This window comes from Streptomyces sp. NPDC059355, assembly GCF_042752335.1.
Taxonomy (GTDB): Bacteria; Actinomycetota; Actinomycetes; order Streptomycetales; family Streptomycetaceae; genus Streptomyces.
This window is the reverse complement of the sequence record NZ_JBHYXN010000002.1, coordinates 152,831-172,901: the sequence shown is the minus strand read 5'-3', so window position 1 is coordinate 172,901 and position 20,071 is coordinate 152,831. Positions and strand designations below refer to the sequence as shown.

Sequence of the window (20,071 nt, the reverse complement as noted above, 5' to 3'; positions counted from 1 at the left end):
TTTACGGCGAGGCGCTCCCTGTGTCGGGAGCCACGGCTCACCGACGGGGCCCGGCGAGCTCGGGATGTGCATTCAGGCAGCCTGGGAACCGCCCGTGTGCCCATGGTGCTTGGCGGGACGGCAGCGGCGCGCGTAGTAGGCGTAGGTCAGGACCAGTACGAGCGGACCCCATAGCATCCCGGGGGCGATGCAGAGGTGGGCCAGTGTCTGCCAGCCGCCACTGGTGAACCCGGCGGCGTGACCCACACCGAGCCAGCTCAGCAACACGGGCGCCCAGAACGCGGTCGCGCCGAGGCCGCCGAGGGTGGCTGGGATGATCGCCGCAAAGGCGTTGATCCGCTTCCCGCCGATGAACGGAAGCCATGCGGGGGCGACCTCGCCCCATCCGCGCACCAATCCGAGGGAGAGTAACGCCAGCCCCTCTGTGATCAGGCTGAGCCCGAAGACGTAGGGGACGGACACCCACAACGACGACGGCATCGCCCCGTCCGCGTCCAGCCCCATCTCGAAGCCGAAGGCGAAAGGCAACCGCCACAGGCACTGGGGCAGGAGCAGCAAAGGGATCGCATGAGCGACGACGGAAGCCCACGGCGGCACCGGCCGTTCGGTGCCGTGCGCAGTCGTGGTCGGACCGAGTTCGTTTGGCGCTGTCATGGCATCAGCCTGTCCGGTCCTCGGCAGTCGGTCGTCATCGCTGAGGTGGTACCGGCGTCCGCGCGGGGGAGCCGTGAGTCAGACTTCGGGATGATGCCTCGGCGGGAGGAGGCCCTCGACAGCAACCGTGGACGTGAGAATGGGGACCTCTTCAGACGCTGTCCCGGCGTTGTCCTCGCCCGCGTCCGGCCCTGGCTGATCGGAGACACCCGATCGAGGCAGGAGCACCTGGCCCGGTTCCTGGCCGTGGTCACCAACGGCGGACGCGCGATGGTCGTGTTGCTGGACGGCGAAGGCGACACCCGTGAGCATCTTGTCGATCCACGTGGCGAAGGCTCCTCCGGTGGCTATCTGCTGTCCGACGGGCAGGTCGGCAGCTACGCCGACCGGGACACCGTCGCCTTCGACGTCGCAGGCCGTGCCGTGGCCTACTTCATCGAGCATGGCGCCGGTGGCAGTCCGGCCACGGGAGCCGGGCTCGGTGGTGCCTGGTCAGCCTTCGCGTGCGGAGTGTGAGCCGAGGCCCCGCAGGAGGCCGTCGATCGACGTGTCCACGGTCTTCGAGGCATCGCTGGAGGGGATCATGCCCGTGCTGAGGAGAACGGCGAGTCCGTGGACCGTCGCGAAGACGAGGCGGGCCGCCTCCTGCGAGCCCAGTCCGCCGTCCAGCTCGCCCGTGCGGTGGGCTTCCTCGATCACCGCGTAGGGGACCGCGTACGCGGCGCGAGCGGCAGCCGGCGCCGCCAGCGTCTCCGACCCGTGCTTGCTCGCGTACATCAACTCCACGAGCGGCATCCGCCCCTGCGCGTAGGTGACGTAGGTGTGGGCGATCGCCCGGAGCCGGGTCTCGAACGAGGGGCCTGCCGCGGAGATCGCCTCGGTCAGGCGCAGCGCGAGGGTGTCGAACCCGCGCCGGGCCAGGGCGTCCAGCAGGGCCGCCCGGTCGGGGAAGTGCCGCCGTGGCGCCGTGTGGCTGACTCCGAGCCCCCGGGAGAGCTCGCGCAAGGACAGGGCGGCGGCGCCGTTCTCCACGATCGAGCGCTCCGCCTCCTCGAGGAGTGCCGTCCTGAGATTGCCGTGGTGATAGCCGCGCTCCTGCATGGATACATGGTACCTGAATGTTTCCACTGGAAACTATGTGTCCATTGACAACATCGGATGAACGGTGTCAGCCTGGATTCATGAGCGCACCCAACAGCACCCACTGGACCGCCGCCGATCTCCCCTCCCTGGCAGGCCGGACCGTCGTGGTCACCGGGGCCACCAGCGGCCTCGGCGCCGTCACCGCCAGGGAACTGGCGCGGGCCGGGGCACACGTGGTCCTCGCCGTCCGCGACACGGCCCGCGGCGAACGCCTCGCGGACACCCTGACCGGCAGCACCGAGGTCCGTCCCCTCGACCTGGCCGATCTGTCTTCCGTCCGGGCCTTCGCCGCCGACTGGGACCGCCCCCTCGACGTCCTCGTCAACAACGCGGGCGTCATGGCGATCCCCGAGGCCCGTACGGCCGACGGCTTCGAGATGCAGTTCGGCACCAACCACCTCGGGCCCTTCGCCCTGACGAACCTGCTGCTCCCGCACCTCACCGACCGCGTCGTCACCGTCGCCTCGAACGCCCACCGCAGACCGGGCGTGGACATCGACTTCGACGACATCAACTCCGAGCGCGAGTACAGCCCCTGGCGCGCCTACCAGCAGTCGAAGCTGGCCAATCTGCTCTTCACCCGTGAGCTCCAGCGACGCCTGACCGGGGCCGGTTCACCGGTCACGGCGCACGCCGTCCACCCCGGCTACGCCGCGACGAACCTCCAGGGGCGCTCCGCCGGCACAGCCCAGCGCCTGATGCTGGCCGTCACCAACCGCCTGCTGGCCCAGTCCGACGCCATGGGCGCCCTGCCCACGCTCTACGCCGTCACCCAGCCCCTGCCGGGCAACAGCTACACCGGCCCCGACGGCCGCGGCGAACTGCGCGGACACCCCGGCCCCGCCCAGCGCAGCCCGTACGCCCAGGACGACGCGCGGGCCGCCCGGCTGTGGGACCTCTCCGAACGGCTCACCAAGGTCCGGTTCACCGCACCGGCACCGGACCCCCGAAACCACTGAGCGCCATACGGCACCGGGACCGACCGCGCGGTTCACCCCACACCGTCACGCGCGCGAGCGCCCGCGGGCGAGCGTGGGTTGTCAGTGTGGGTCGGCAGGATCACCACATGAGCGATCTCGTGACGGACCTGATTGATCCCGGCAACGGCTGGAGCACCCGTACGCGCGAGCGGTTGACCGGCCTGTCGCCCGAGTTGGGTGAGCTGGTCGTGCACCTGGGGACCTCCGACGGGTTCTGGAACTGGCGGTACAAGGTCGACGCCGCCTGGAAGCGCCGGGCGAAGGCGCTGCTCAAGGCGGACGGCGCCGCCGAGCTCGTCCGGTACGCAGTGCGGGAGTTGGCCCGGGGCGGGTCGTTCCACGACATGGACGACCCCGGGCACGTGATCCGCGAACTCGGGATGGCGAAGCCCGCCTCGCGGGCGCGCAGTCTCGCGATCGGCTTCCTCCTCGCCGCGGGCTGGCTCCGCCGGGACGGCGAGGGGCTGAGCGCCGACCTCGCCACGGTCGCCCGTAAGAACGCCCAGGCCATGGACACCTACCACCGGGTGGACCACGACATCGCGGGCGCGGCCTTCGCGGCGCTCGGCGACCTGCCCGGTCCGGAGGCGATGGAGGAACTGTGGGCCCTGCACTACGACGTCACCCGCGCCCTGCACCCGCAGAAGGTCCTGGCGAAGTCCGTGAAGAAGGCCGCCGCCCGGCTCGGAGTCCCTGCCTACGAGCTCGCCGAGCGCACCGTGCCACGGCACGGGCTGGAGCGCGACGGGACCCTGACGGTCGGCTGGTTCGGGCAGGGAGTGCTGTGGTGGAACGCCTCGGTCGACGCGGTCGTCACCCTGCACGACACCGGACAGGTCACCGTCGACTGGGCCGACGGTGACCACGTCACCCGCACGACGGCCCCGTTCCGCTCCCCGGCCGGGTACAAGACGCCGATGCGGGCCGACAGCGTGACATTGGTCCAGCGCTACGCGCAGAACGTCGGCAAGACCCTGACGGAGGAGCGGCAGCGGCTGGGAGCGCCGGCGGACGGATCGCGGACCTGGCTGTGGACGGATTGGGTCCGGTACTACCGGGACCACCCGATCACGGGCGTGGCCACACGCGCCCTGGCCTGGGAGTACCGGCTCCCCAACGAGACCGCGTACCGCCCCCTGCATCCGGACTTCTACGCCCTTCCGGCGGCTGGCGCGCCGGCCGCGACGGAGGTGCGGCTGCGCCCCGACGAAGGCGCCGTGTCCGAGCCCGCGGCGGGGTGAGGTGCCGCCGGGGCGGCGCAGCAGCCGCCACCGCCCTGCTCGGCGGCTTCCGGCTCGTCGAAGAGGCCCGCGCCGCCGCACACGCCGGTTTCGGGGAGGGTGAGTTCGACGCGCGCGGCTGCTTCCTGGTCGCCTGCGAGGTGGGCGGCGATGGAGCGGACCTGCTCGTAGCCGGTCATGGCGAGGAAGGTGGGGGCGCGGCCGTAGGACTTCATGCCGGCGAGGTAGACGTCCTTCTCCGGGTGGGAGAGCTCGTCCGCGCCGTGGGGGTGGACGCTGCCGCAGGAGTGCTGGTTGGGGTCGATCAGCGGGGCGAGCGCGATAGGGGCCTGCAGGCGTTCGTCGAGACCGAGCCGGAGCTCGTCCAGGAAGCCGAGGTCGGGGCGGAAGCCGGTGAGGACGATGACCTCGTCGACCGGGTCCAGGCGCCTGCCGTCCTCACCCGCGAGGGCCACGCGGCCTTCACCGTCGCGTTCGAAGGCATCGGTGCGGAAGCCGGTGACCGCGTCCGCGTACCCGCCGTCGACCGCCGCCTTGGCGGCGAGACCGAGGGCGCCGCGGGCGGGGAGCTGGTCGGCCTCGCCGCCGCCGAAGGTGGAGCCGGAGATCCCGCGGCGCAGGACCCACGTGGCGTGCGTGCCCTTGCCGTCCGCGGACTTGGCGAGATCCGCCAGGTAGGCGAGGGCGGTGAAGGCGGAGGCGCCCGAGCCGATGACCGCGATCCGCTTGCCCGCGTACCGGGCGCGGACGGCGGGGTCCTTCAGGTCCGGGACCCGGTACGAGATCCGGTCGGCGGCGGCCCTCTCGCCGAGGGCGGCGAGCCCGCTGCCCCCGGCCGGGCCGGGGGTGGACCAGGTGCCGGAGGCGTCGATGACCGCGCGGGCGAAGATCCGCTCCTCGCCGCCGGGTCCGGTGAGGTGGATGACGAAGGGCCGGCTCTCGCGGTCGGCGTCGACGATGCGGCCGCGGCCGGCCCGGGAGACGCCGGTGACGGTCGCGTCGTAGCGGACGCGGTCGCCGAGTACGTCGGCCAGGGGCTGGAGGTAGAGCTCGGTCCAGTCGCCGCCGGAAGGACAGGTGGCGCCGTCGGGCTTGACCCAGCCGGTGGGGGCGAGGAGCTTCTCGGCGGCCGGGTCGGTGACCTCGGACCAGGTGGAGAAGAGGCGTACGTGCGACCAGTCGCGCACGGCGGACGCTGCGGCCGGTCCGGCTTCCAGGACGAGGGGCTCGAGGTCCCGCTCGACGAGGCGGGCGGCCGCGGCGAGTCCGATGGGGCCGGCGCCGATCACGACGACGGGCAGGGCTTCGGTGGATGCGTTCACAGCGGGCTCTCCAGTTGATTCGACGTCTGTCGATGTCTTGTCGCCTCCAGGGTGAGCCCTGTATCGATGTTCGTCAACATAGACATCTGTCGAAATCCATCGGATGATGGGCGCATGACCACGAAGGTGTTGCCGCTGCTGGAGCCGGAAGCAGTGGCGGCGTGCTGCCCGCCCCTGTCGGAGCGCCCGCTGACGGCCGAGGAGGCCGAGCGGACCGCCGTCATGTTCAGGGCCCTGGGCGACCCGGTGCGCCTGCGCCTGTTCTCGCTGGTCGCCTCGCACGAGGGCGGCGAGGCGTGCGTGTGCGACATCTCCGACGTGGGGGTCTCCCAGCCGACGGTCTCCCATCACCTGAAGAAGCTGCGGGAGGCGGGTCTGCTGTCCTCCGAGCGGCGCGGCACCTGGGTGTACTACCGGGTCGAGCCCGCGGTGCTCGCCGCCATGGGACAGCTCCTGACCCGCGCGGCTTCCGCATGAGCATCACCATCGCGCCGCTGACCGAAGCGCACGCGGATGAGGTCCTGGCGATCTACCGGGCGGGGATCGACGAGGGCAACGCCACCTTCGAGACCGCCGCCCCGGCGTGGGAGGTGTTCGCGGCGGGCAAGCTGCCGGAGCACCGCTTCGCCGCCGTCGGCAAGGACGGCAAGGTGCTGGGCTGGGTCGCGGCGAGCACGGTCTCGGACCGGTGCGCGTACGCGGGCGTGGTCGAGCACTCCGTCTACGTCCACCCCGCCGCCCGCGGACAAGGCATCGCCATGCGCCTTCTCGCCGCGCTGATCGGCTCGACGGAAGCCGCGGGCATCTGGACGATCCAGTCCGGCATCTTCCCCGAGAACCGCGCGAGCCTGGCCCTCCACCAGCGGGCCGGCTTCCGGATCATCGGCACCCGCGAGCGCGTCGGCCGCCATCACGGCATCTGGCGCGACGTCGTACTGCTGGAGCGTCGCAGCCCGAACGTGGAGTGAGAGCGGTCGGACCGCGCCGGCTTCACCCTGCGGTCCGTGTCGGTGTCGATGTCGGTACCAGGGGCTGTCCGGCTGGGTCTTGGAAGGCTCAGCAGAGGTGCCGGCCCTTGTATCCCGCTTCGGTGACGGCGGCGATGATCTGCTCCGGGCCCACGGGCTTCGCGCACTCGACCACGGTGCGTTCGGGGTGGTGCCGTGGGTGGCGACGACGAGTTCGGTGGGCACCTCGGCCCGGACGGTTTCTCTCGCTGGGCGGCCGATGCCGGTGAGGGTGCCGGAGGCCGGGCCGGTCCAGTCGGCATGGCCGGTCAGGTGCAGGCGCGGCTCGTCGACCGTCCGGGTGCCGGCCCGTCGGCCCGTTCGACACCGGTGAGTGGCCAGGCGGCTGAACGTCGGCCTGGCGGTGAGCTGTCCGGCATCGCGGGCGGCGCGTACGGGCGGGATCGCGACGATGGCGCGGAGGGAGTCGACACCGCCGCTGTCGGTGCGGCGGCCTTCGTTCAGGGCGCGGCGGCGGCGGACGAGCTCGATGCCCAGGCGCCGCAGGTGTCATCCGGCGCCGAGCTCGGCCTGGCCTGGCCGCCGCCTATCACCACCACATCCGTGCCCTGCGTCATGCCGAAGGCGTGCCGCCGTCCGTCTTGCCGCGCATGAAGATGATGGCCACCAGCGCCAGGCCCACCACCGCGCCCACCAACTGCACACCGACGAACGCCGGGACCGAGGCCGGGGCGATTCCCGCGAATGTGTCCGTGAAGGCCCGACCGATCGTGACCGCCGGGTTGGCGAAGGAGGTGGAGGAGGTGAACCAGTACGCGGCGCCGATGTAGGAGGCCACGGCCGCAGGTGCGAAGCGCAGGCGGTCGGTACGGGCCAGGCCGAAGATCAGCAGGATCAGGCCGGCGGTGGCCACGAGCTCGCCGAGGAGGAGGTTCCCGGCGGAGCGATCGTGCGTGGACCACTTGACCAGCGGCTCGCCGAACATCGCGTCCGCCAGGATCGCGCCCGCGATCGCACCGGTGATCTGCGAAGGTACGTAGACGGCGAGTTCGCGGGCGGTGACGCCGGCGCCACCGCGGCGGGCGGTCCACCATTCGGCCAGCGTCACGGCCGGGTTGAAGTGTGCGCCGGACACCGGGCCGAGGAGTGCGATGAGGACGCCGAGCCCGAAGACGGTGGCGGTGGAGTTGGCCAGCAGTTGCAGGGCCACGTCCTGGGTGAGCTCGGCGGCCTGGATCCCTGAGCCGACGACGATCGCGACGAGAGCCGCGGTGCCGACCAGTTCGGCGGCGGCACGGGCGATCAGTGGGGTGCGGGGCGGGGCCGCACCGGGTGCGGGCCGGGGCGCGTCGGCAGGTATCGGGGTGCCGACGGGCTGGGTGGCGGTCAAGGCTGGTTCTCCTCGGGCGGGTGAGGTAAAACGCGGAAGGCTATGGACAGGACCGCTTGAGGTTCGCTTCCGCGGTGGCCCGCGCGGTCTGGGCGAGGTCGGCGAACTGACCGGCGAGGGCTTCGATGACTTCCGGGCGCAGGCGGTAGTAGATGTACCTGCCGCACGGCTCCGTATCCACGACCCCCGCCTCCCGGAGCACCTTCATGTGGTTGGAGAGGTTCGTCTGCTTGGCGCCCGTCTCCTCTACGAGGTGGGTGGTGCAGAGCGTCTCGCGGGCGAGCAGGGTCACGATCCGGAGCCTGAGCGGGTCGGCCAGAACCCGGATCAGATCAGTGTCGACTGACGTCATCATGGGCTGATACTGTCACATCAGCCGGTGCTGACACCAGCCAGTGCTGACCTCGCCGGGTCCTTTGAACGGAGGTCGTCCAGGCCGCCGACATCGTGATCACGCTGAGCTGCGGCGACGCCTGCCCGTCGTGCCCGGCCGCCGCTACCTCGACTGGCCCGTCGCCGGTCCCGACCAAGCGCCGATCACCGTCGTCCGCGATATACGCGACGCCCACATCACCGAGCTCCTCGCCCCCTGAGCGCCGCCCCGCACTTCTCCATCGCAGTCGATCTCACCCCAAGGAAGAACAGATGCCCTCCGCTCCTGCCGCCTCCGTCCTGTTCGTGTGCATCCACAACGCGGGCCGCTCCCAGATGGCAGCCGGGTTCCTGCGCCACTTCGCCGGGGACCGCGTCGAGGTCCGCTCCGCCGGCTCCGTGCCCGGCGAGCAGATCAACCCCTCCGCCGTCGCCGCCATGGCCGAGCTGGGCATCGACATCTCCGACCAGAGGCCGAAGGTCCTCACCCCCGAGGCCGCCCGGGCATCCGACTACATCATCACCATGGGCTGCGGCGACGCCTGCCCGTACTTCCCCGGCAAGACCTACCTCGACTGGCAGCTGGAGGACCCGGCCGGCCAGGGTGTCGAGGCCGTCCGCCCCATCCGCGACGAGATCAAGGGCCTCATCGAGGGCCTGATCGCAGAGATCGACGCCAAGAAGCAGGGCTGATCCCGCGCCCGAAGCCCCCTCCGCCCGATGACGGCATACGCAACGTCGCCATCATCGGCCCCGCTCCGGCCCCGCTCGGGCCCTGCGGGACACGGCGCTGCCCTCACCACGGCGCGGGCGCGGCTCGACAGAGCCCCCGGTACGGCAGCAGGGCCCGGACCGCGCGTCGCGGTCCGGGCCCTGTCCGTGCGGTGTCGCCCTGCGGCGGCGGTGCGTCAGCTCTGTGCGGTGTCATCGCCCGCCTGCCCGGCGCCCTCGGCTGCGCCTGCCTTCTCGCGCATCTTGCGCACCAGCTCCGCCCTTCGGTCGGCGGCATCCTGGCGGTCGCGGTTGCGATGCGGGCCGTTGTTCTGCCGTTCGGCGCGGGACAGCTTCTTGCGCTGGCCGCCACCCTGGCCCACGGGGTTGTTGATGTTCTTGCTGTCGGTCACGGGTTCTCCCGGTAGTGATGTGAAGGGATCTACGGATTCATCGGTGGGGGACGGGCGGCGACGTCGAAGGACGTCAGCAGGGGCCCATCACGCTCTCACTCGTAAATCGGCCTCTGGAAGAACATGACAAAGACGTTACCCGGTTCCGTCGGCCCCGCACACCAACCCTTGCGCCGCCCCGGCACCGGCCAGGCCCTCGGCGAGCGCAGGGGGCCGGTCTCGTGATCGACCAGGTCGACCACCGGCGACTGGACGTCCTGGACGAGGTCGGCCAGCAGGCGCGACTCGCGGCGGAACAGGCACTTGAGCCCCGGCACTCGGCCCCAGCTGTCGAAGTCGCGCAGTGGCCCGCCAAACCCGGGGGAAACGAGGACCGGAATGCTGCAGCGGCTTCGATGACGGGCTGGACGGTTACCCGTACTGGGAGGACGGGCAGCTCCACTTGATCAACCCCCGACTGCTAGGAGGTGGGGAGGAAATCGGCGAGGAGGGCGGCGAACTCCTCGGGGTCGAGGATGCGGATGCCCAGTTCTTCGGCCTTGGCGCGCTTGGAGCCGGCCTTCTCGCCCGCCACCACGAGGGTGGTGCGCTTCGACACCGACGACGACGCCTTCCCGCCGGCCCGCTCGATCAGCTCGTTCATCTCGTTCCGGGACAGCACCGCAAGGGGGCCGGTCATGGAGCCGGTCACCACGACGGCCTGTCCGGCCAGCGGCCCGCCCGCCGAGTCCTCGCCGTCGTTCGTGTCGTTCGCGTCGGTAGCGGGCTTCTGCGGCTCGGTGACCTGAGTGCCGACCTGCTGGGCCTGGAGTTTGTCGAGGAGCGGGGCGAGTTCGACGAGTTCGGCCGCAATGACGCGGGCCTTCTCGGTGCCGATGCCGGGGACCCCGGCCAGCGTGTCCGCGTCGGCGGCCCGGATCGCGGCCATCGAGCCGAAGTGCGCGGCGATCCGGCGGGACATCGTACGCCCGGTGCCGCGGACACCGAGGGCGCAGAATACGCGGCTCAACGCGGCTCCGCGGGCGGTTTCGAGGGCGGCCAGGAGGTTGGCGGCGCTGGTCTCGCCCATCCGCTCCAGACCGAGGAGCTGCTCGCGGGTCAGCGTGAACAGGTCGGCGATGTCCTTGACCAGACCGGCCTCCACCAGCTGGATCGCGCGCGTGCCGCCAAGACCTTCGATGTCGAGCTGGTCCCGGCCGGCCGCGTAGATCACCGAGGCCACGGCCTGACAGCTCCGGCCGCGCACGCACCGCCACCGCTGCTCGGAGGTGTCGATCGCATCGCCACAGCGGGGGCACGCCTCGGGGAAGACGATCGGGATCTCGGTGCCGGTGCGCTGGTCGACCAGCGGTGCCTCGACCCGGGGGATCACGTCGCCGGCCCGGTACACGAACACCTGGTCGCCGATCATGAGCCCGCGACGGGTGATGTCGGACGGATTGTGCAGCGTGGCGTAGGTGACCGTCACCCCGTCGATGACCACGGGCTCCAGGACGGCGCGCGGGGCGATGATCCCGGTCCGGCCGACGTTCCACTCCACCGCCAGCAGGCGCGTCACCTTGTGTTCGGCCGCCAGTTTCCGGGCCACCGCCCATCTCGGGGCGCGAGAGCCGTTGCCGGCCTGCCGCTGGTCCTCGGCCGTGTCGGCCTTCACGACGACACCGTCGATCCCGAACGGCAGGTCTGCGCGCAGGCCGGCGATCACCTCGATGCGTTCCTGCACCTGCTCCACGGTCTCGTACCGCATCGGGGCGGCGGCCGTGCCGGCGGCCGTGTTCGCGCCGAGCGCGGCCAGGTTCTCCAGCAGAGCGACGTGGCCGAGGTCGTCCAGGCCGATCGCGCTGTAGGCGAAGAAGGTCAACTCGATCCGGTACGGACGGTCCTTGGCCCGCAGCGTGCCGGCCGCTCCGCTGCGCGGGTGCGCGAAGGGCGTGGCCTCGTGGGCGAGCCGGATCCGGTTGGCCTCCTCGAACTGTGCGGTCGTCAGCAGCACCTCGCCGCGCAGCTCGACGTCGATCGGCTCGGTGAGTACCGGCGGCAGACCGAGGACGGCGTCGGCGGCATGGGTGATGTCCTCGCCCGCAAGGCCGTCGCCGCGGGTGAGGACCTGGACGAGCCGACCGCCCCGGTACCGGGCGGCGATCGCGAGGCCGTCGAGCTTCGGCTCCACGCACCAGCCGGCCACAGGGTGCCCGAGGCGCCGTTCCAGGCCTGCGGCCCACTCGGTGAGCTCGTCGGCGTCGAAGACGTTGTCGAGGGAGAGCATCGGCACCGAGTGCGGCACGTCACCCTGTACGGCTCCGCCCGCCACCTTCCCGGTCGGTGACTCGGCAAGCACCTCGTCCGGGTGGGACTCTTCGTAGGCAGCGATGGTGCGCAGCAGTCCGTCGTACTCGTCGTCACCGAGCGGGGTGGTCCCGTCGCCGTAGTACGCGGCCGACGCCGCCACGGCGGCGGTCACGGCCTCCACGTAGGCGGCAGGGGAGAGCAGGGCACTGTTTTCGGTCATGTAGGTCATCATCCTGCCCGGCACTGACAACGCCACCGCCCGACCCTGCCGGCTCCTGCCCGGTCGCGCCTGTGACCTGCGGAGATGTCGTCGTTCCGACATGTGGCGCGATTCCTGCCGACTGGGCGCAGCGGGGTAATGTCCGTCCGGTCACGGACGGCAATCGGATCGTCCGTTCAAGCCAGGGGAACCACCATGACTGATCTGAACTCGCTGCGGGCAAGCCTTGCGTCGGGTGAGCACGAGTTCGCCGACACCCTGGCCTTCGTCGCCGCGCACTACGAGTATCAGCCGCAGGCGTTCCGCAACGGGGAACTGGAAAATGCCGCAGGGGAGAACGAGGGCTCCTGCAAGACGCTGGGGCTGGCCCTGCTGGAAGAGCTGGACGACCAAGAGGCGCTGCTGGCATTCGGTGAGCACTATCGCAGTGTGCTGGCGACGCCGAACGACACCGATCACGGCAACATTCGCAGCCTCATGGCCCATGGCCTGGAAGGCGTGAACTTCGCCGGACAACCGTTGGCCCGCAACAGCTGAACGGCGAATTCGGGGCGAGCGCCACGAGTGAACGCCCACCACGAGGCGAGGCTCACGGCCGAGGGCTGTGCTTGATCACAGCCGGGTGGCCGGCCGGATGGTGGCGGCCGCGTTCACGGTGAGTCCGGCGTTGAGCGCGATGCGACGGTCTCCGCCGATCAGGTGGACGGTGATCGCGCCGAGGACTTCGACCGTCACCAGCGCCCTGAGGGCAGGCAAGGGCATGTGGTCGACCCAGGCCGTCATCGGTCGGAGTTGATCGCGGCTGCGGACCACCCGTCGGGGGTGAAGGTGCCGAGCATGACGGCGGGTTGGTCGGTCAGGTTGGCGAAGGTGTGCGGGGTGCCGGGCGGAACCATCACGAGCGTGCCCGTGGTGGCGTCGTGGTCCTCCTCCCCGACGGTGAACCGCACGGTGCCGGAGAGGACGTGGAAGCCCTCGCCGTGCTGACCGTGGCGGTGCTGCGGCGGTCCCTGGGTGTGCGGGGCGAGAACGGACTCCGCGATCGCGAGGCGGTGTCCGGTGTGGCTGCCGTCCTCCAGAACGCGCATGCGCGTGGTGCCCAGAACCATCGTCTCGCCCTCGCCGGGACCACCATCGCCAGGGCGGGTCCGGTCTGCCGCTCGCCGGTTCGTGCTCGTGCTTCTTCGGTCATGCTCCCCAGTGCACGGCCTCGGCTCCGTCGGTTTCCAAGACCCGTTCCGCGGCGCCGATACCCGATGGGTATCGTTGCAGCGTGGAGCTACGTACCTTGCGCTATTTCGTGGCGGTCGCCGAGGAACTCCACTTCGGCCGCGCAGCCACCCGACTGCACATGAGCCAGCCGCCACTGAGCCGGGCGATCAAGCAGCTGGAGGCCGAGGTCGGCGCCCTGCTCTTCGCCCGCGCGCCGACCGGCATCACGCTCACCGCGGTCGGCTCGGTGCTGCTCGACGAGGCGCGCGCTCTGCTCGACCACGCCGATCGCGTCCGGGTACGCGTGAGCGCGGCGGCCGGCGCCGCGACCCTCACCATCGGCATCCTGGGCGACGGCACCGACCCGGGAGTGTCCAGGCTGGCCGCCGGCTACCGCCGAACCCACCCCGGCACCGACATCCGCATCCGCGACACCGACCTGACCGACCCGACGTGCGGGCTGCGCACCGGACTGGTCGACGTCGCGCTGACCCGGGCGCCGTTCGACGAGACCGCCCTGACGGTGCGTGCACTGCGGACCGATCAGGTCGGCGTGGTCCTGCGCGCCGACGATCCGCTGGCCCGCCGCGATGGCCTTCGGCTGGCCGAGCTGAGCGACCGCCGCTGGTTCCAGTTCCCACCGGGCACCGACCCCATCTGGCAGTCGTACTGGAACGGTGGCAGGCCGCGCGAGGGCCCAGTGGTGCGCGCCGTGCAGGAATGCCTGCAAGCCGTGCTGTGGAATGGCACGGTCGGCCTGGCCCCCCTCGGACACGACCTGCCCGCGGAGCTGGCCGTGGTACCGCTGATCGACATGCCGCCCAGCCGTGTGGTGGCGGTGTGGAACGAGGGCGACACCAACCCGCTGATCCGATCCTTCATCGAGACCGCGACCACCGCGTACCGTAGCTGAGCACCGGCAACCGGTTTTGCCGCAGCCTCTGTTGTGGCTTCGGCGGCAGCGCTTCGTGCCAGCGGGCGGGGCCTCGTCCGGTGCGCATAAGCCGAGCCAGACGAAGGCCACGCCGAACCCGACGCTCCGCCGACTCGCGCGGCTGCCCCGGTGTACGGGCGTCCGGTGGCCATACGTATGATCCTCGCCTTCTCCCCGGTGAAGGTCGAGGAATCAGCGATGCCACCCCGTAAATCCCCTGGCAGGCATGCCGGTTGGGTCGCTCGACCAGGGCAGCCGGGTCGCGAAGACGGGCGCGTCCTGCACCACGGACCCGTTCGGCTCGGGCGACGACGGCACGGTGCTCGCTCCCTCCAGGAAGCTCTGCTGGGATCCCGGCGACTCCGCCACCGAGGAATGGATTCCTCAGGGCATGACCGGTGTCTCGGACGCCCGGACCGACGAGCTGTGGCTCGCGCAAGCCACTGGTCACCGCTTGGTACGACAAGGCCGGCGGCAAGGGTGCGCGGCTGTCCTTCCTCGACCCGCAGACCGCGATACCGGGAGACCCCGCGGGCGGCATCGCCTGGTACAAGTACCACCTCTACGTCGCGGACACCCTGAACGGCCTGCGGGTCTTCGACATGCGTTCCATCCTGGACCTGAACCCGGACCAGAACGCATCGGTGGACGACACCACGCTGGACGGCCTGAGGAGCAACGTCCGCGGCGAGACCCGGATCGGCCGGCAGAACAACGTCTACTACGGCCACACCTGCCGGTACGTGATGCCGCAGGTGGCCTCGTACGAGTTCGTCAGGGCCCAGGGCAATTCCCCTGCGGCGACCTGCGTGGCCACCGGAGAGCCGAAGGCCTCCTACATCTCCGCCGACCGCAGCGACTCCGCCGCTCCGGCTCTGATCATGGGCGAGTACTGCGACCCCGACGACACGCACCCCGAGAAGGGCCGGGTCGGCGCACTGCCCATCGACGACGCCACCGGCCTCCTGAAGTCGACCAACGGCGTGGTCGGCGCGACGGGCGCGTTCCACCTGCCCCGCGATCTCACCCAGGGCGCGGCACGCTACGACGGCATGTACTACTTCAACCGCAGCTGGACCACCCACAGCGGCAGTCTGCGCCGGGCGACCGTTTTCGAGGGCCGTCTGGTGGACCACGGCGCCAACATCACCTACGCGGTCGGCCCCGAGGACCTGTCCTTCGAGCACGGGCAGGGCGTGCCGGGCGGCGGTACGCAATACCTGTGGTCGCTGACCGAACACCGCATGGACACCACGGACCCGACCTGCACGGACCCCGGCTCCCCCTGCGGCCGGGTGATCTACGCGCACCGTGTGACCGACATCCTGGCCCGGCCTTGACCGGCCGCCGCGGCCGCCGCCGGCACGTGGACGGCCGTCGTCAGGAGCCGGGCGGAGGCGTGAAGTCGAAGACGGTGGGGTCGAACGAGGCGTACCGCTCGTAGTCGAGGACGTCGTAGAGGACGATGTTGTAGCCGAGGTCCTCCAGCGTGCGGGTGTCGAGCAGCGGTCCCTTGCCGAACTCGGTCATGTCGGCGAGCAGCGGTACGCCGACGGCTTTGCGGAAGGCCTCGAACTCGGCCGCACTCGCCAGCGCTTCGGGGAAGACCGCGTCGGCTCCGGCGTCCACGTAGGCCTTGGCCCGGTCGATTGCCGCGTCGAGGCCCTCCACGGACCGGGCGTCGGTGCGGGCCATGACGAGGAAGTCGGGGTCGCGGCGGGCGTCCACGACGGCCCGGAGACGGCGGGTCATCTCTTGCCGCGGGACGACGGCCTTGCCGTACAGGTGGCCGCACCTTTCGTACTCCAGGACAACGGTCGGGGCCGGAAGGCCGTGTCATGCGGTCGGACGAACCCGGTGGACGAACGCGGGTGCGGCCCGCACGATGTCTCCGCTCACCAGCCGCTCAAGCAGGTCCAGGGCCTCGGAGCGCGCTCCGCCTTAGTCCTCACCGGAGCCTCCCGCGCCGTCACCGCCACCCGGCGACCCGCCACCGCGGAAGCCTGAGGGGCCGGTCCGTGCCCCCCGCGCTCGACGGCATCCCGTGCCCGATCCCAAGGAGGACGGCTTGTGAACGGCCCGACACCCCCGCCCGGCCGCCGTGGCGGCCCGTACGGCGGTGCCCGGCCGGACGGCCACCGCTCAGCCGCCGCCGGCGGGGCGGCGGGTCTCCCGGAGCAACTGGGCGGCCAGCGCCAGCGCGGTGCCCCGCGGCGTGGAGAGGTCCAGGCCGGTGAGGGCGGTCAGCCGGGCCAGCCGCTTGTCCACGGTGTTCGGATGGACGCCGAGTGCGGCAGCGGTGGCCCGGCGGTCAAGCCCCAGCTCCAGGTGGCTCCGCAGGGTGGCCAGCAGCTCCGGGCGGTGCCCGACCGGGTCCAGCAGGCCGGCGATGCTGTCGCTGCCGGGACCGGGCCGGGACAGGTGGAACTCCAGCAGGACGTCTTCCAGCCCGTACACCCGCCCCGCCGGGAGGCCCCCCGCCCGGGCGATCCGTACGATCTCCTCATCGGTCCGGGCGGCCTCGGGTACACCGGCCGGATCCGGCGCGGTCACCGAGGCGACGTACAGCGGGGCCCCGTACCCCTCGGACAGCAGCGGTGCCAGGCAGGGCGGGACGCCGTCGCACCCGGGCACCACGGCCCGGCCGATCAGGTCCCCGCCCTCCGGCTCCCCGGCCAGGAGCCCGGACGCCCCGGCGCCCGGTACCCGGCGCAGAGCGGTCCGCAGCCCCCGCAGCCGCCGCCGGTGCCCGACGGGACCGCCGGCCGGGGTGGACGGGCCGGCCCCCAGCGCCAGGACCAGGAGCGGACCGGTGAGGTCGACGCCCGCGTGGCGGACGTCCTCCATGCCGAGCCCGCCGTCCAGCAGCCGGTGCACCAGCCGGATCCCCTCCGCCGCCCGCTCCGAGGCGAGTGCCTCCCTCTCCTCCAGGTAGCGTTCCGTCACCAACCCGACGACCTCCGCCTGGGCGTGCAGCAGCAGGTCGACCAGTTCGGCAACGGCCCCCGCCTCCTGCGGCGCGGCTTCGTCCCGGATCACCTGCCACAGGCCGTGCACGCCGAGCGCGTACGTGCGCAGCAGCAGGTGCAGCGGCACGCCCTCCTCCGCCCGGCGGGCGGAGCGGTCCCCGAAGAGCCGGTACCCGTCGGGGTCGGCGGGCGGGGAGGCCACACCGCGCAGGAAGAGCCGTACGCCGTGCCGGACGGTGGCCGCGATCTCCAGGTCCTTGACGTCTGCGGGCAGTTGCGCGTACCCGGGCACGCCGTCGAAGACCTCCCTGCTGAGCTTCCGGGCGAGGGAGTTGGCGCGCGCCTCGCACCGCACGGCCAGCGCGCGGGCGGCCTCGGAAACCACATGCCCTCCAGGAGCCGGAGATGTGACGCGTCACCCTAACGGGCCCCGGCGGATGTGACGAGGGACGGTGTCGTGCCGGGCGGGGGGCACCGAGACTCACCGTGCGAGCGCACGAGCGGAAGAAGAAGGAGACAGCCCCATGAGCACACCCCCCGCCCCCGAGGCGCCTTCCGACGGCCCGGGCCTGCCCGACCGTTCCCCGGACTACCTCGCCTACGCCGAGCGCGTCTGGTGCGGGACGGCGGACCTTGACGACCACCTCACGGGCGTCTACTCCGGAGACCACCTGATCCGCCTGCGCGAACAGGTCGGGTTCTTCCCGGGGTTCGCGAACTCCGTGGTGTTCGACAGCGGAGACGGCCTGGTCCTCGTCGACTCGGGGGACGTCCTGTCCGCGGCCCAGCGGCACGCGGCCGTACGGAACTTCTCCACCGCTCGCGTGGCCGCCGCGGTCCTCACCCACGGCCACGTCGACCACGTCGGCGGGCTCGGCCCGTTCGATGCCGAGGAACACCGACCGGAAGTGTTCGCGCACGAGGCCGTGGCCGCCCGCTTCGACCGCTACCGCCGCACCGGCGGCTACAACTCCTGGATCAACCGGCGGCAGTTCGGCGTCCCGTGGCTCGGCTGGCCCACCGAGTACCGCTACCCCGACACCACCTACCGGACCCGCCGCACCCTGCGGCAGGGAAACCTCACCTTCGAGCTCGTGCACGCCCGTGGAGAGACCGACGACCACACCTACGTCTGGGTGCCCGAGCTCGGGGTGCTGTGCACCGGCGACCTGTTCATCTGGAACACCCCCAACGCGGGCAACCCGCAGAAGGCGCAGCGCTATCCGGAGGAGTGGGCCGCCGCCCTGCGGTCCATGGCCGATCTCGGAGCCGAGCTCCTCCTGCCCGGCCACGGCATCCCCATCGTCGGAGCGGGGCGGGTGCGGGAGGCGCTCACGGACACGGCCGACCTGCTCCAGACCCTGTGCGACCAGACGCGCGACCTCATGAACCAGGGCCTGCGCCTCGACGAGGTCGTCCGGCGGGTGCGGATGCCGGACACCCTGCTCGACAAGCCCTACCTGCGGCCCGCGTACGACGAACCCGAATTCGTCGTACGCAACCTGTGGCGGCTGTGGGGAGGCTGGTACGACCAGAACCCCGCGCACCTCAAGCCCGCCCCCGAGGCGGCGGTGGCCGCCGAGTTGGCCGCCGCCGCGGGCGGTGCGCACGTCCTCGCGGCCCGGGCCGCCGAGCTGCTGGCGGGCGGCCGGCTCCGCCTGGCCGCGCACCTGGCGGAAACGGCGGCGCTGGCCGCGCCGGGCGACAAGGAGGTCGCCCGGGTGCGGGCCGAGGTCTACGGCCGCCGGGCCGGCTGCGAGACCTCGACCATGGCGCGCGGCATCTTCGCCTGGGCCGCGGCGGAGTCATCCGCGGTGGTGGAGGGGACGGACGTGGCGACCGAACTGGCCCGCACCCCGCAAGGTGCCAGCCGTGCGGCGGGCCGGGTCGGTGTGGGGCTGGGGGACGGCACGGCGGAGACCGGTGCGGCTGGTGGCACCGTACGGTGAGGAGCGCCGGAACGAAGGAGCGGCCGGGCCTCGGCACGCACGCTCCCGGTGCCTGGCCGACCGCCCGGCTGCTCCTGCTGTTCATGGTGGTCAACTTCGCCGACAAGGCGGTCCTGGGTCTGGCCGGACCCGAGATCATGAATGAACTCAGCCTGAACCGGCAGCAGTTCGGCTCCGCGCAAGCGGCGTTCTTCGCGCTGTTCTCCCTCTCCGCGATCGGCGTCTCCCTGCTGACCCGGCGGGTCCGCAGCACCGTCCTGCTGCTGGCGATGGCCCTCGCCTGGTCGGCCGCCCAGCTCCCGATGCTGTGGCCGACCGCCGGATTCGGGGTGCTGATCGCCACCCGGGTGCTGCTCGGAGCCGCGGAGGGACCGGCGGCTCCGGTGGCCGCGCACCACTTGTACGGATGGTTCGACCAGCGGGACCGCACCTTGCCCACGGCCGTGCTGCTCGTCGGCGCGGCCGCGGGAGTCGCCCTGGCAGCGCCCGCGTTGACCTGGGTCATCGCCGTGTGGGGGTGGCGCTGGGCTTTCGGGGGCGTGGGGCTGGCCGGGCTCGGCTGGGCGCTGGTGTGGGGACTGCGCGCGCGGGAGGGACCGCTCGCTCCGCCGGTCGCAGACCCGGCCGGGACGGTCGCGAACGACACCGGCCCCCCGCTGGGTCGGATCCTCACCTCCCCGAGCGTGCTCGCGGCAGGCCTCGCCTGTTTCGCCGTCTACTGGCAGATCAGCGCGCAGCTCACCTGGGTCCCCGACTACCTGCACACGGCCCTGGGCTGGTCCCCCGGCGCGACCGGCCTCGCGGTGGCGGCGGGTTCACTCGCCAACGCGGCCGTGCTGCTGACCCACGGCCTGCTGGCCCGGCGCGCCTCCGCACGCCGAGGCCGCCCGGGCCTCCTGCCCGGGGGAGCGGGGGCGGGGCTGCTGATGCTCGGCGCGGCCGCGGCGCTCGCCTTGTTCCTCGCCGGTCCGCCGTGGCTGAAGCTGCCGATGATGTGCGGTCCGATGGCGCTGTCCGCGCCGATGATGACGGTCGGCCAGACGGCCTGTGCCCGGATCGCACCGGCTCACCGCCGAGGAGCGGTCCTCGGCATCGTCGTCGGCCTGTCCTCCGTGGGCGCGGTGGTCTCCCCGCTGGTCCTCGGGCGGATCGTCGACGGCGCCGGCGAGGCCGTCGCCGGCTACGAGCGGGCCTGGCTGCTCACCGCCGCCCTCCTCGCGATCGCGGGGGTGCTCGCCGCCGTGTTCCTCCGTCCCGAACGGGACGCACACCGCCTCGGGACGCCCGGCGAGGACACCCCCTAG

General features: G+C 72.0%; 20 protein-coding genes and 4 pseudogenes. 11 read left to right on the top strand and 13 right to left on the bottom strand.

Annotated features, from left to right (window positions below; translation table 11 throughout):
• Positions 1-72: 72 nt before the first annotated feature.
• Positions 73-654, bottom strand: coding sequence for a hypothetical protein (locus tag ACFXGI_RS02870; protein ID WP_384702291.1), 582 nt, complete (start codon positions 652-654; stop codon positions 73-75).
• Positions 655-900: 246 nt separating this feature from the next.
• Between ACFXGI_RS02870 and ACFXGI_RS02865 the strand changes: the two genes are divergently transcribed.
• Positions 901-1,170, top strand: coding sequence for a hypothetical protein (locus ACFXGI_RS02865; protein WP_384702288.1), 270 nt, complete (start codon positions 901-903; stop codon positions 1,168-1,170).
• Here ACFXGI_RS02865 and ACFXGI_RS02860 read toward each other — a convergent pair.
• Positions 1,147-1,755, bottom strand: a complete 609-nt coding sequence (locus tag ACFXGI_RS02860; RefSeq protein ID WP_384702285.1) for a TetR/AcrR family transcriptional regulator — start codon at positions 1,753-1,755, stop codon at positions 1,147-1,149. The two genes, ACFXGI_RS02865 and ACFXGI_RS02860, sit on opposite strands and share 24 nt — an antisense overlap.
• Before the next feature lie 80 nt (positions 1,756-1,835).
• On the opposite strand from ACFXGI_RS02860, the gene ACFXGI_RS02855 reads away from it, so the two are divergent.
• Positions 1,836-2,756, top strand: coding sequence for an oxidoreductase (locus ACFXGI_RS02855; protein ID WP_384702282.1), 921 nt, complete (start codon positions 1,836-1,838; stop codon positions 2,754-2,756).
• A gap of 107 nt (positions 2,757-2,863) precedes the next feature.
• Entirely contained in the window at positions 2,864-4,018 is a 1,155-nt protein-coding gene (locus ACFXGI_RS02850) for a hypothetical protein (RefSeq protein WP_384702279.1), read from the top strand.
• On the opposite strand, the gene ACFXGI_RS02845 is transcribed toward ACFXGI_RS02850, so the two are convergent.
• Positions 3,928-5,340, bottom strand: a complete 1,413-nt coding sequence (locus tag ACFXGI_RS02845; protein WP_384702276.1) for an NAD(P)-binding domain-containing protein — start codon at positions 5,338-5,340, stop codon at positions 3,928-3,930. The genes ACFXGI_RS02850 and ACFXGI_RS02845 overlap by 91 nt on opposite strands.
• A 114-nt stretch (positions 5,341-5,454) precedes the next feature.
• Here ACFXGI_RS02845 and ACFXGI_RS02840 point away from each other — a divergent pair, with 114 nt between their 5' ends.
• Together ACFXGI_RS02840 and ACFXGI_RS02835 are read left to right on the top strand one after the other, a co-directional pair.
• Complete coding sequence (locus ACFXGI_RS02840; protein WP_384702273.1) at positions 5,455-5,817, top strand: ArsR/SmtB family transcription factor; 363 nt, start codon at positions 5,455-5,457, stop codon at positions 5,815-5,817.
• Positions 5,814-6,308, top strand: a complete 495-nt coding sequence (locus ACFXGI_RS02835) for a GNAT family N-acetyltransferase (RefSeq protein WP_384702270.1) — start codon at positions 5,814-5,816, stop codon at positions 6,306-6,308. The genes ACFXGI_RS02840 and ACFXGI_RS02835 overlap by 4 nt, the downstream gene beginning before the upstream one ends.
• Positions 6,309-6,539: 231 nt before the next feature.
• Here the strand turns inward: ACFXGI_RS02835 and ACFXGI_RS02830 are convergent.
• The 3 genes and pseudogenes from ACFXGI_RS02830 to ACFXGI_RS02820 form a co-directional block, all read right to left on the bottom strand.
• A pseudogene (locus ACFXGI_RS02830) lies at positions 6,540-6,824 on the bottom strand (pyridine nucleotide-disulfide oxidoreductase); the annotation flags it as partial.
• Positions 6,825-6,921: 97 nt separating this feature from the next.
• On the bottom strand, positions 6,922-7,698 hold the full coding sequence (locus tag ACFXGI_RS02825; protein WP_384702267.1) for an aquaporin: 777 nt from the start codon (positions 7,696-7,698) through the stop codon (positions 6,922-6,924).
• Between the two features lie 40 nt (positions 7,699-7,738).
• Complete coding sequence (locus ACFXGI_RS02820) at positions 7,739-8,053, bottom strand: helix-turn-helix transcriptional regulator (protein WP_007267709.1); 315 nt, start codon at positions 8,051-8,053, stop codon at positions 7,739-7,741.
• 290 nt (positions 8,054-8,343) lie between these two features.
• Between ACFXGI_RS02820 and ACFXGI_RS02815 the strand changes: the two genes are divergently transcribed.
• Positions 8,344-8,763, top strand: a complete 420-nt coding sequence (locus ACFXGI_RS02815; protein WP_384702263.1) for an arsenate reductase ArsC — start codon at positions 8,344-8,346, stop codon at positions 8,761-8,763.
• Between the two features lie 215 nt (positions 8,764-8,978).
• Here ACFXGI_RS02815 and ACFXGI_RS02810 read toward each other — a convergent pair whose 3' ends face one another.
• The 3 genes from ACFXGI_RS02810 to ligA form a co-directional block, all read right to left on the bottom strand.
• Positions 8,979-9,194: a DUF6243 family protein gene (locus ACFXGI_RS02810; RefSeq protein WP_384702260.1), complete on the bottom strand. Its 216-nt coding sequence runs from the start codon at positions 9,192-9,194 to the stop codon at positions 8,979-8,981.
• 95 nt (positions 9,195-9,289) lie between these two features.
• Positions 9,290-9,511: a hypothetical protein gene (locus tag ACFXGI_RS02805; protein WP_384702257.1), complete on the bottom strand. Its 222-nt coding sequence runs from the start codon at positions 9,509-9,511 to the stop codon at positions 9,290-9,292.
• Positions 9,512-9,654: 143 nt separating this feature from the next.
• Positions 9,655-11,712: an NAD-dependent DNA ligase LigA gene (gene ligA, locus ACFXGI_RS02800; protein WP_384702687.1), complete on the bottom strand. Its 2,058-nt coding sequence runs from the start codon at positions 11,710-11,712 to the stop codon at positions 9,655-9,657.
• 186 nt (positions 11,713-11,898) lie between these two features.
• Between ligA and ACFXGI_RS02795 the strand changes: the two genes are divergently transcribed.
• A complete protein-coding gene (locus ACFXGI_RS02795) occupies positions 11,899-12,240 on the top strand; it encodes a HopJ type III effector protein (protein WP_384702254.1) in 342 nt (113 codons plus the stop codon).
• A 75-nt stretch (positions 12,241-12,315) separates the two neighbouring features.
• Here ACFXGI_RS02795 and ACFXGI_RS02790 read toward each other — a convergent pair.
• Positions 12,316-12,519, bottom strand: a pseudogene (locus tag ACFXGI_RS02790) (DoxX family protein); the annotation flags it as partial.
• Positions 12,519-12,838 (bottom strand): annotated as a pseudogene (locus ACFXGI_RS02785) (cupin domain-containing protein); the annotation flags it as partial. The pseudogenes ACFXGI_RS02785 and ACFXGI_RS02790, both read right to left, overlap by 1 nt.
• Positions 12,839-12,976: 138 nt before the next feature.
• Here ACFXGI_RS02785 and ACFXGI_RS02780 point away from each other — a divergent pair.
• Complete coding sequence (locus tag ACFXGI_RS02780) at positions 12,977-13,828, top strand: LysR family transcriptional regulator (protein ID WP_384702252.1); 852 nt, start codon at positions 12,977-12,979, stop codon at positions 13,826-13,828.
• Positions 13,829-14,247: 419 nt separating this feature from the next.
• Positions 14,248-15,189 carry a hypothetical protein gene (locus ACFXGI_RS02775; RefSeq protein ID WP_384702248.1) on the top strand — a complete coding sequence of 314 codons (942 nt, stop codon included), beginning with the start codon at positions 14,248-14,250 and terminating at the stop codon, positions 15,187-15,189.
• 40 nt (positions 15,190-15,229) lie between these two features.
• Here the strand turns inward: ACFXGI_RS02775 and ACFXGI_RS02770 are convergent.
• Positions 15,230-15,649: pseudogene (locus tag ACFXGI_RS02770) on the bottom strand (isocitrate lyase/phosphoenolpyruvate mutase family protein); the annotation flags it as partial.
• Between the two features lie 342 nt (positions 15,650-15,991).
• Positions 15,992-17,203, bottom strand: a complete 1,212-nt coding sequence (locus ACFXGI_RS02765) for a PucR family transcriptional regulator (RefSeq protein ID WP_384702245.1) — start codon at positions 17,201-17,203, stop codon at positions 15,992-15,994.
• 139 nt (positions 17,204-17,342) lie between these two features.
• On the opposite strand from ACFXGI_RS02765, the gene ACFXGI_RS02760 reads away from it, so the two are divergent.
• Entirely contained in the window at positions 17,343-18,767 is a 1,425-nt protein-coding gene (locus ACFXGI_RS02760; RefSeq protein ID WP_384702242.1) for an alkyl sulfatase dimerization domain-containing protein, read from the top strand.
• On the top strand, positions 18,764-20,071 hold the full coding sequence (locus ACFXGI_RS02755) for an MFS transporter (protein ID WP_384702239.1): 1,308 nt from the start codon (positions 18,764-18,766) through the stop codon (positions 20,069-20,071). The genes ACFXGI_RS02760 and ACFXGI_RS02755 overlap by 4 nt, the downstream gene beginning before the upstream one ends.

Coding starts and splice junctions, on each gene's coding strand:
- ACFXGI_RS02870 (WP_384702291.1), bottom strand. CDS start 654: ATGACAGCGCCAAACGAACTCGGTCCGACCACGACTGCGCACGGCACC.
- ACFXGI_RS02860 (WP_384702285.1), bottom strand. CDS start 1,755: ATGCAGGAGCGCGGCTATCACCACGGCAATCTCAGGACGGCACTCCTC.
- ACFXGI_RS02855 (WP_384702282.1), top strand. CDS start 1,836: ATGAGCGCACCCAACAGCACCCACTGGACCGCCGCCGATCTCCCCTCC.
- ACFXGI_RS02850 (WP_384702279.1), top strand. CDS start 2,864: ATGAGCGATCTCGTGACGGACCTGATTGATCCCGGCAACGGCTGGAGC.
- ACFXGI_RS02840 (WP_384702273.1), top strand. CDS start 5,455: ATGACCACGAAGGTGTTGCCGCTGCTGGAGCCGGAAGCAGTGGCGGCG.
- ACFXGI_RS02835 (WP_384702270.1), top strand. CDS start 5,814: ATGAGCATCACCATCGCGCCGCTGACCGAAGCGCACGCGGATGAGGTC.
- ACFXGI_RS02820 (WP_007267709.1), bottom strand. CDS start 8,053: ATGATGACGTCAGTCGACACTGATCTGATCCGGGTTCTGGCCGACCCG.
- ACFXGI_RS02815 (WP_384702263.1), top strand. CDS start 8,344: ATGCCCTCCGCTCCTGCCGCCTCCGTCCTGTTCGTGTGCATCCACAAC.
- ligA (WP_384702687.1), bottom strand. CDS start 11,712: ATGACCTACATGACCGAAAACAGTGCCCTGCTCTCCCCTGCCGCCTAC.
- ACFXGI_RS02795 (WP_384702254.1), top strand. CDS start 11,899: ATGACTGATCTGAACTCGCTGCGGGCAAGCCTTGCGTCGGGTGAGCAC.
- ACFXGI_RS02760 (WP_384702242.1), top strand. CDS start 17,343: ATGAGCACACCCCCCGCCCCCGAGGCGCCTTCCGACGGCCCGGGCCTG.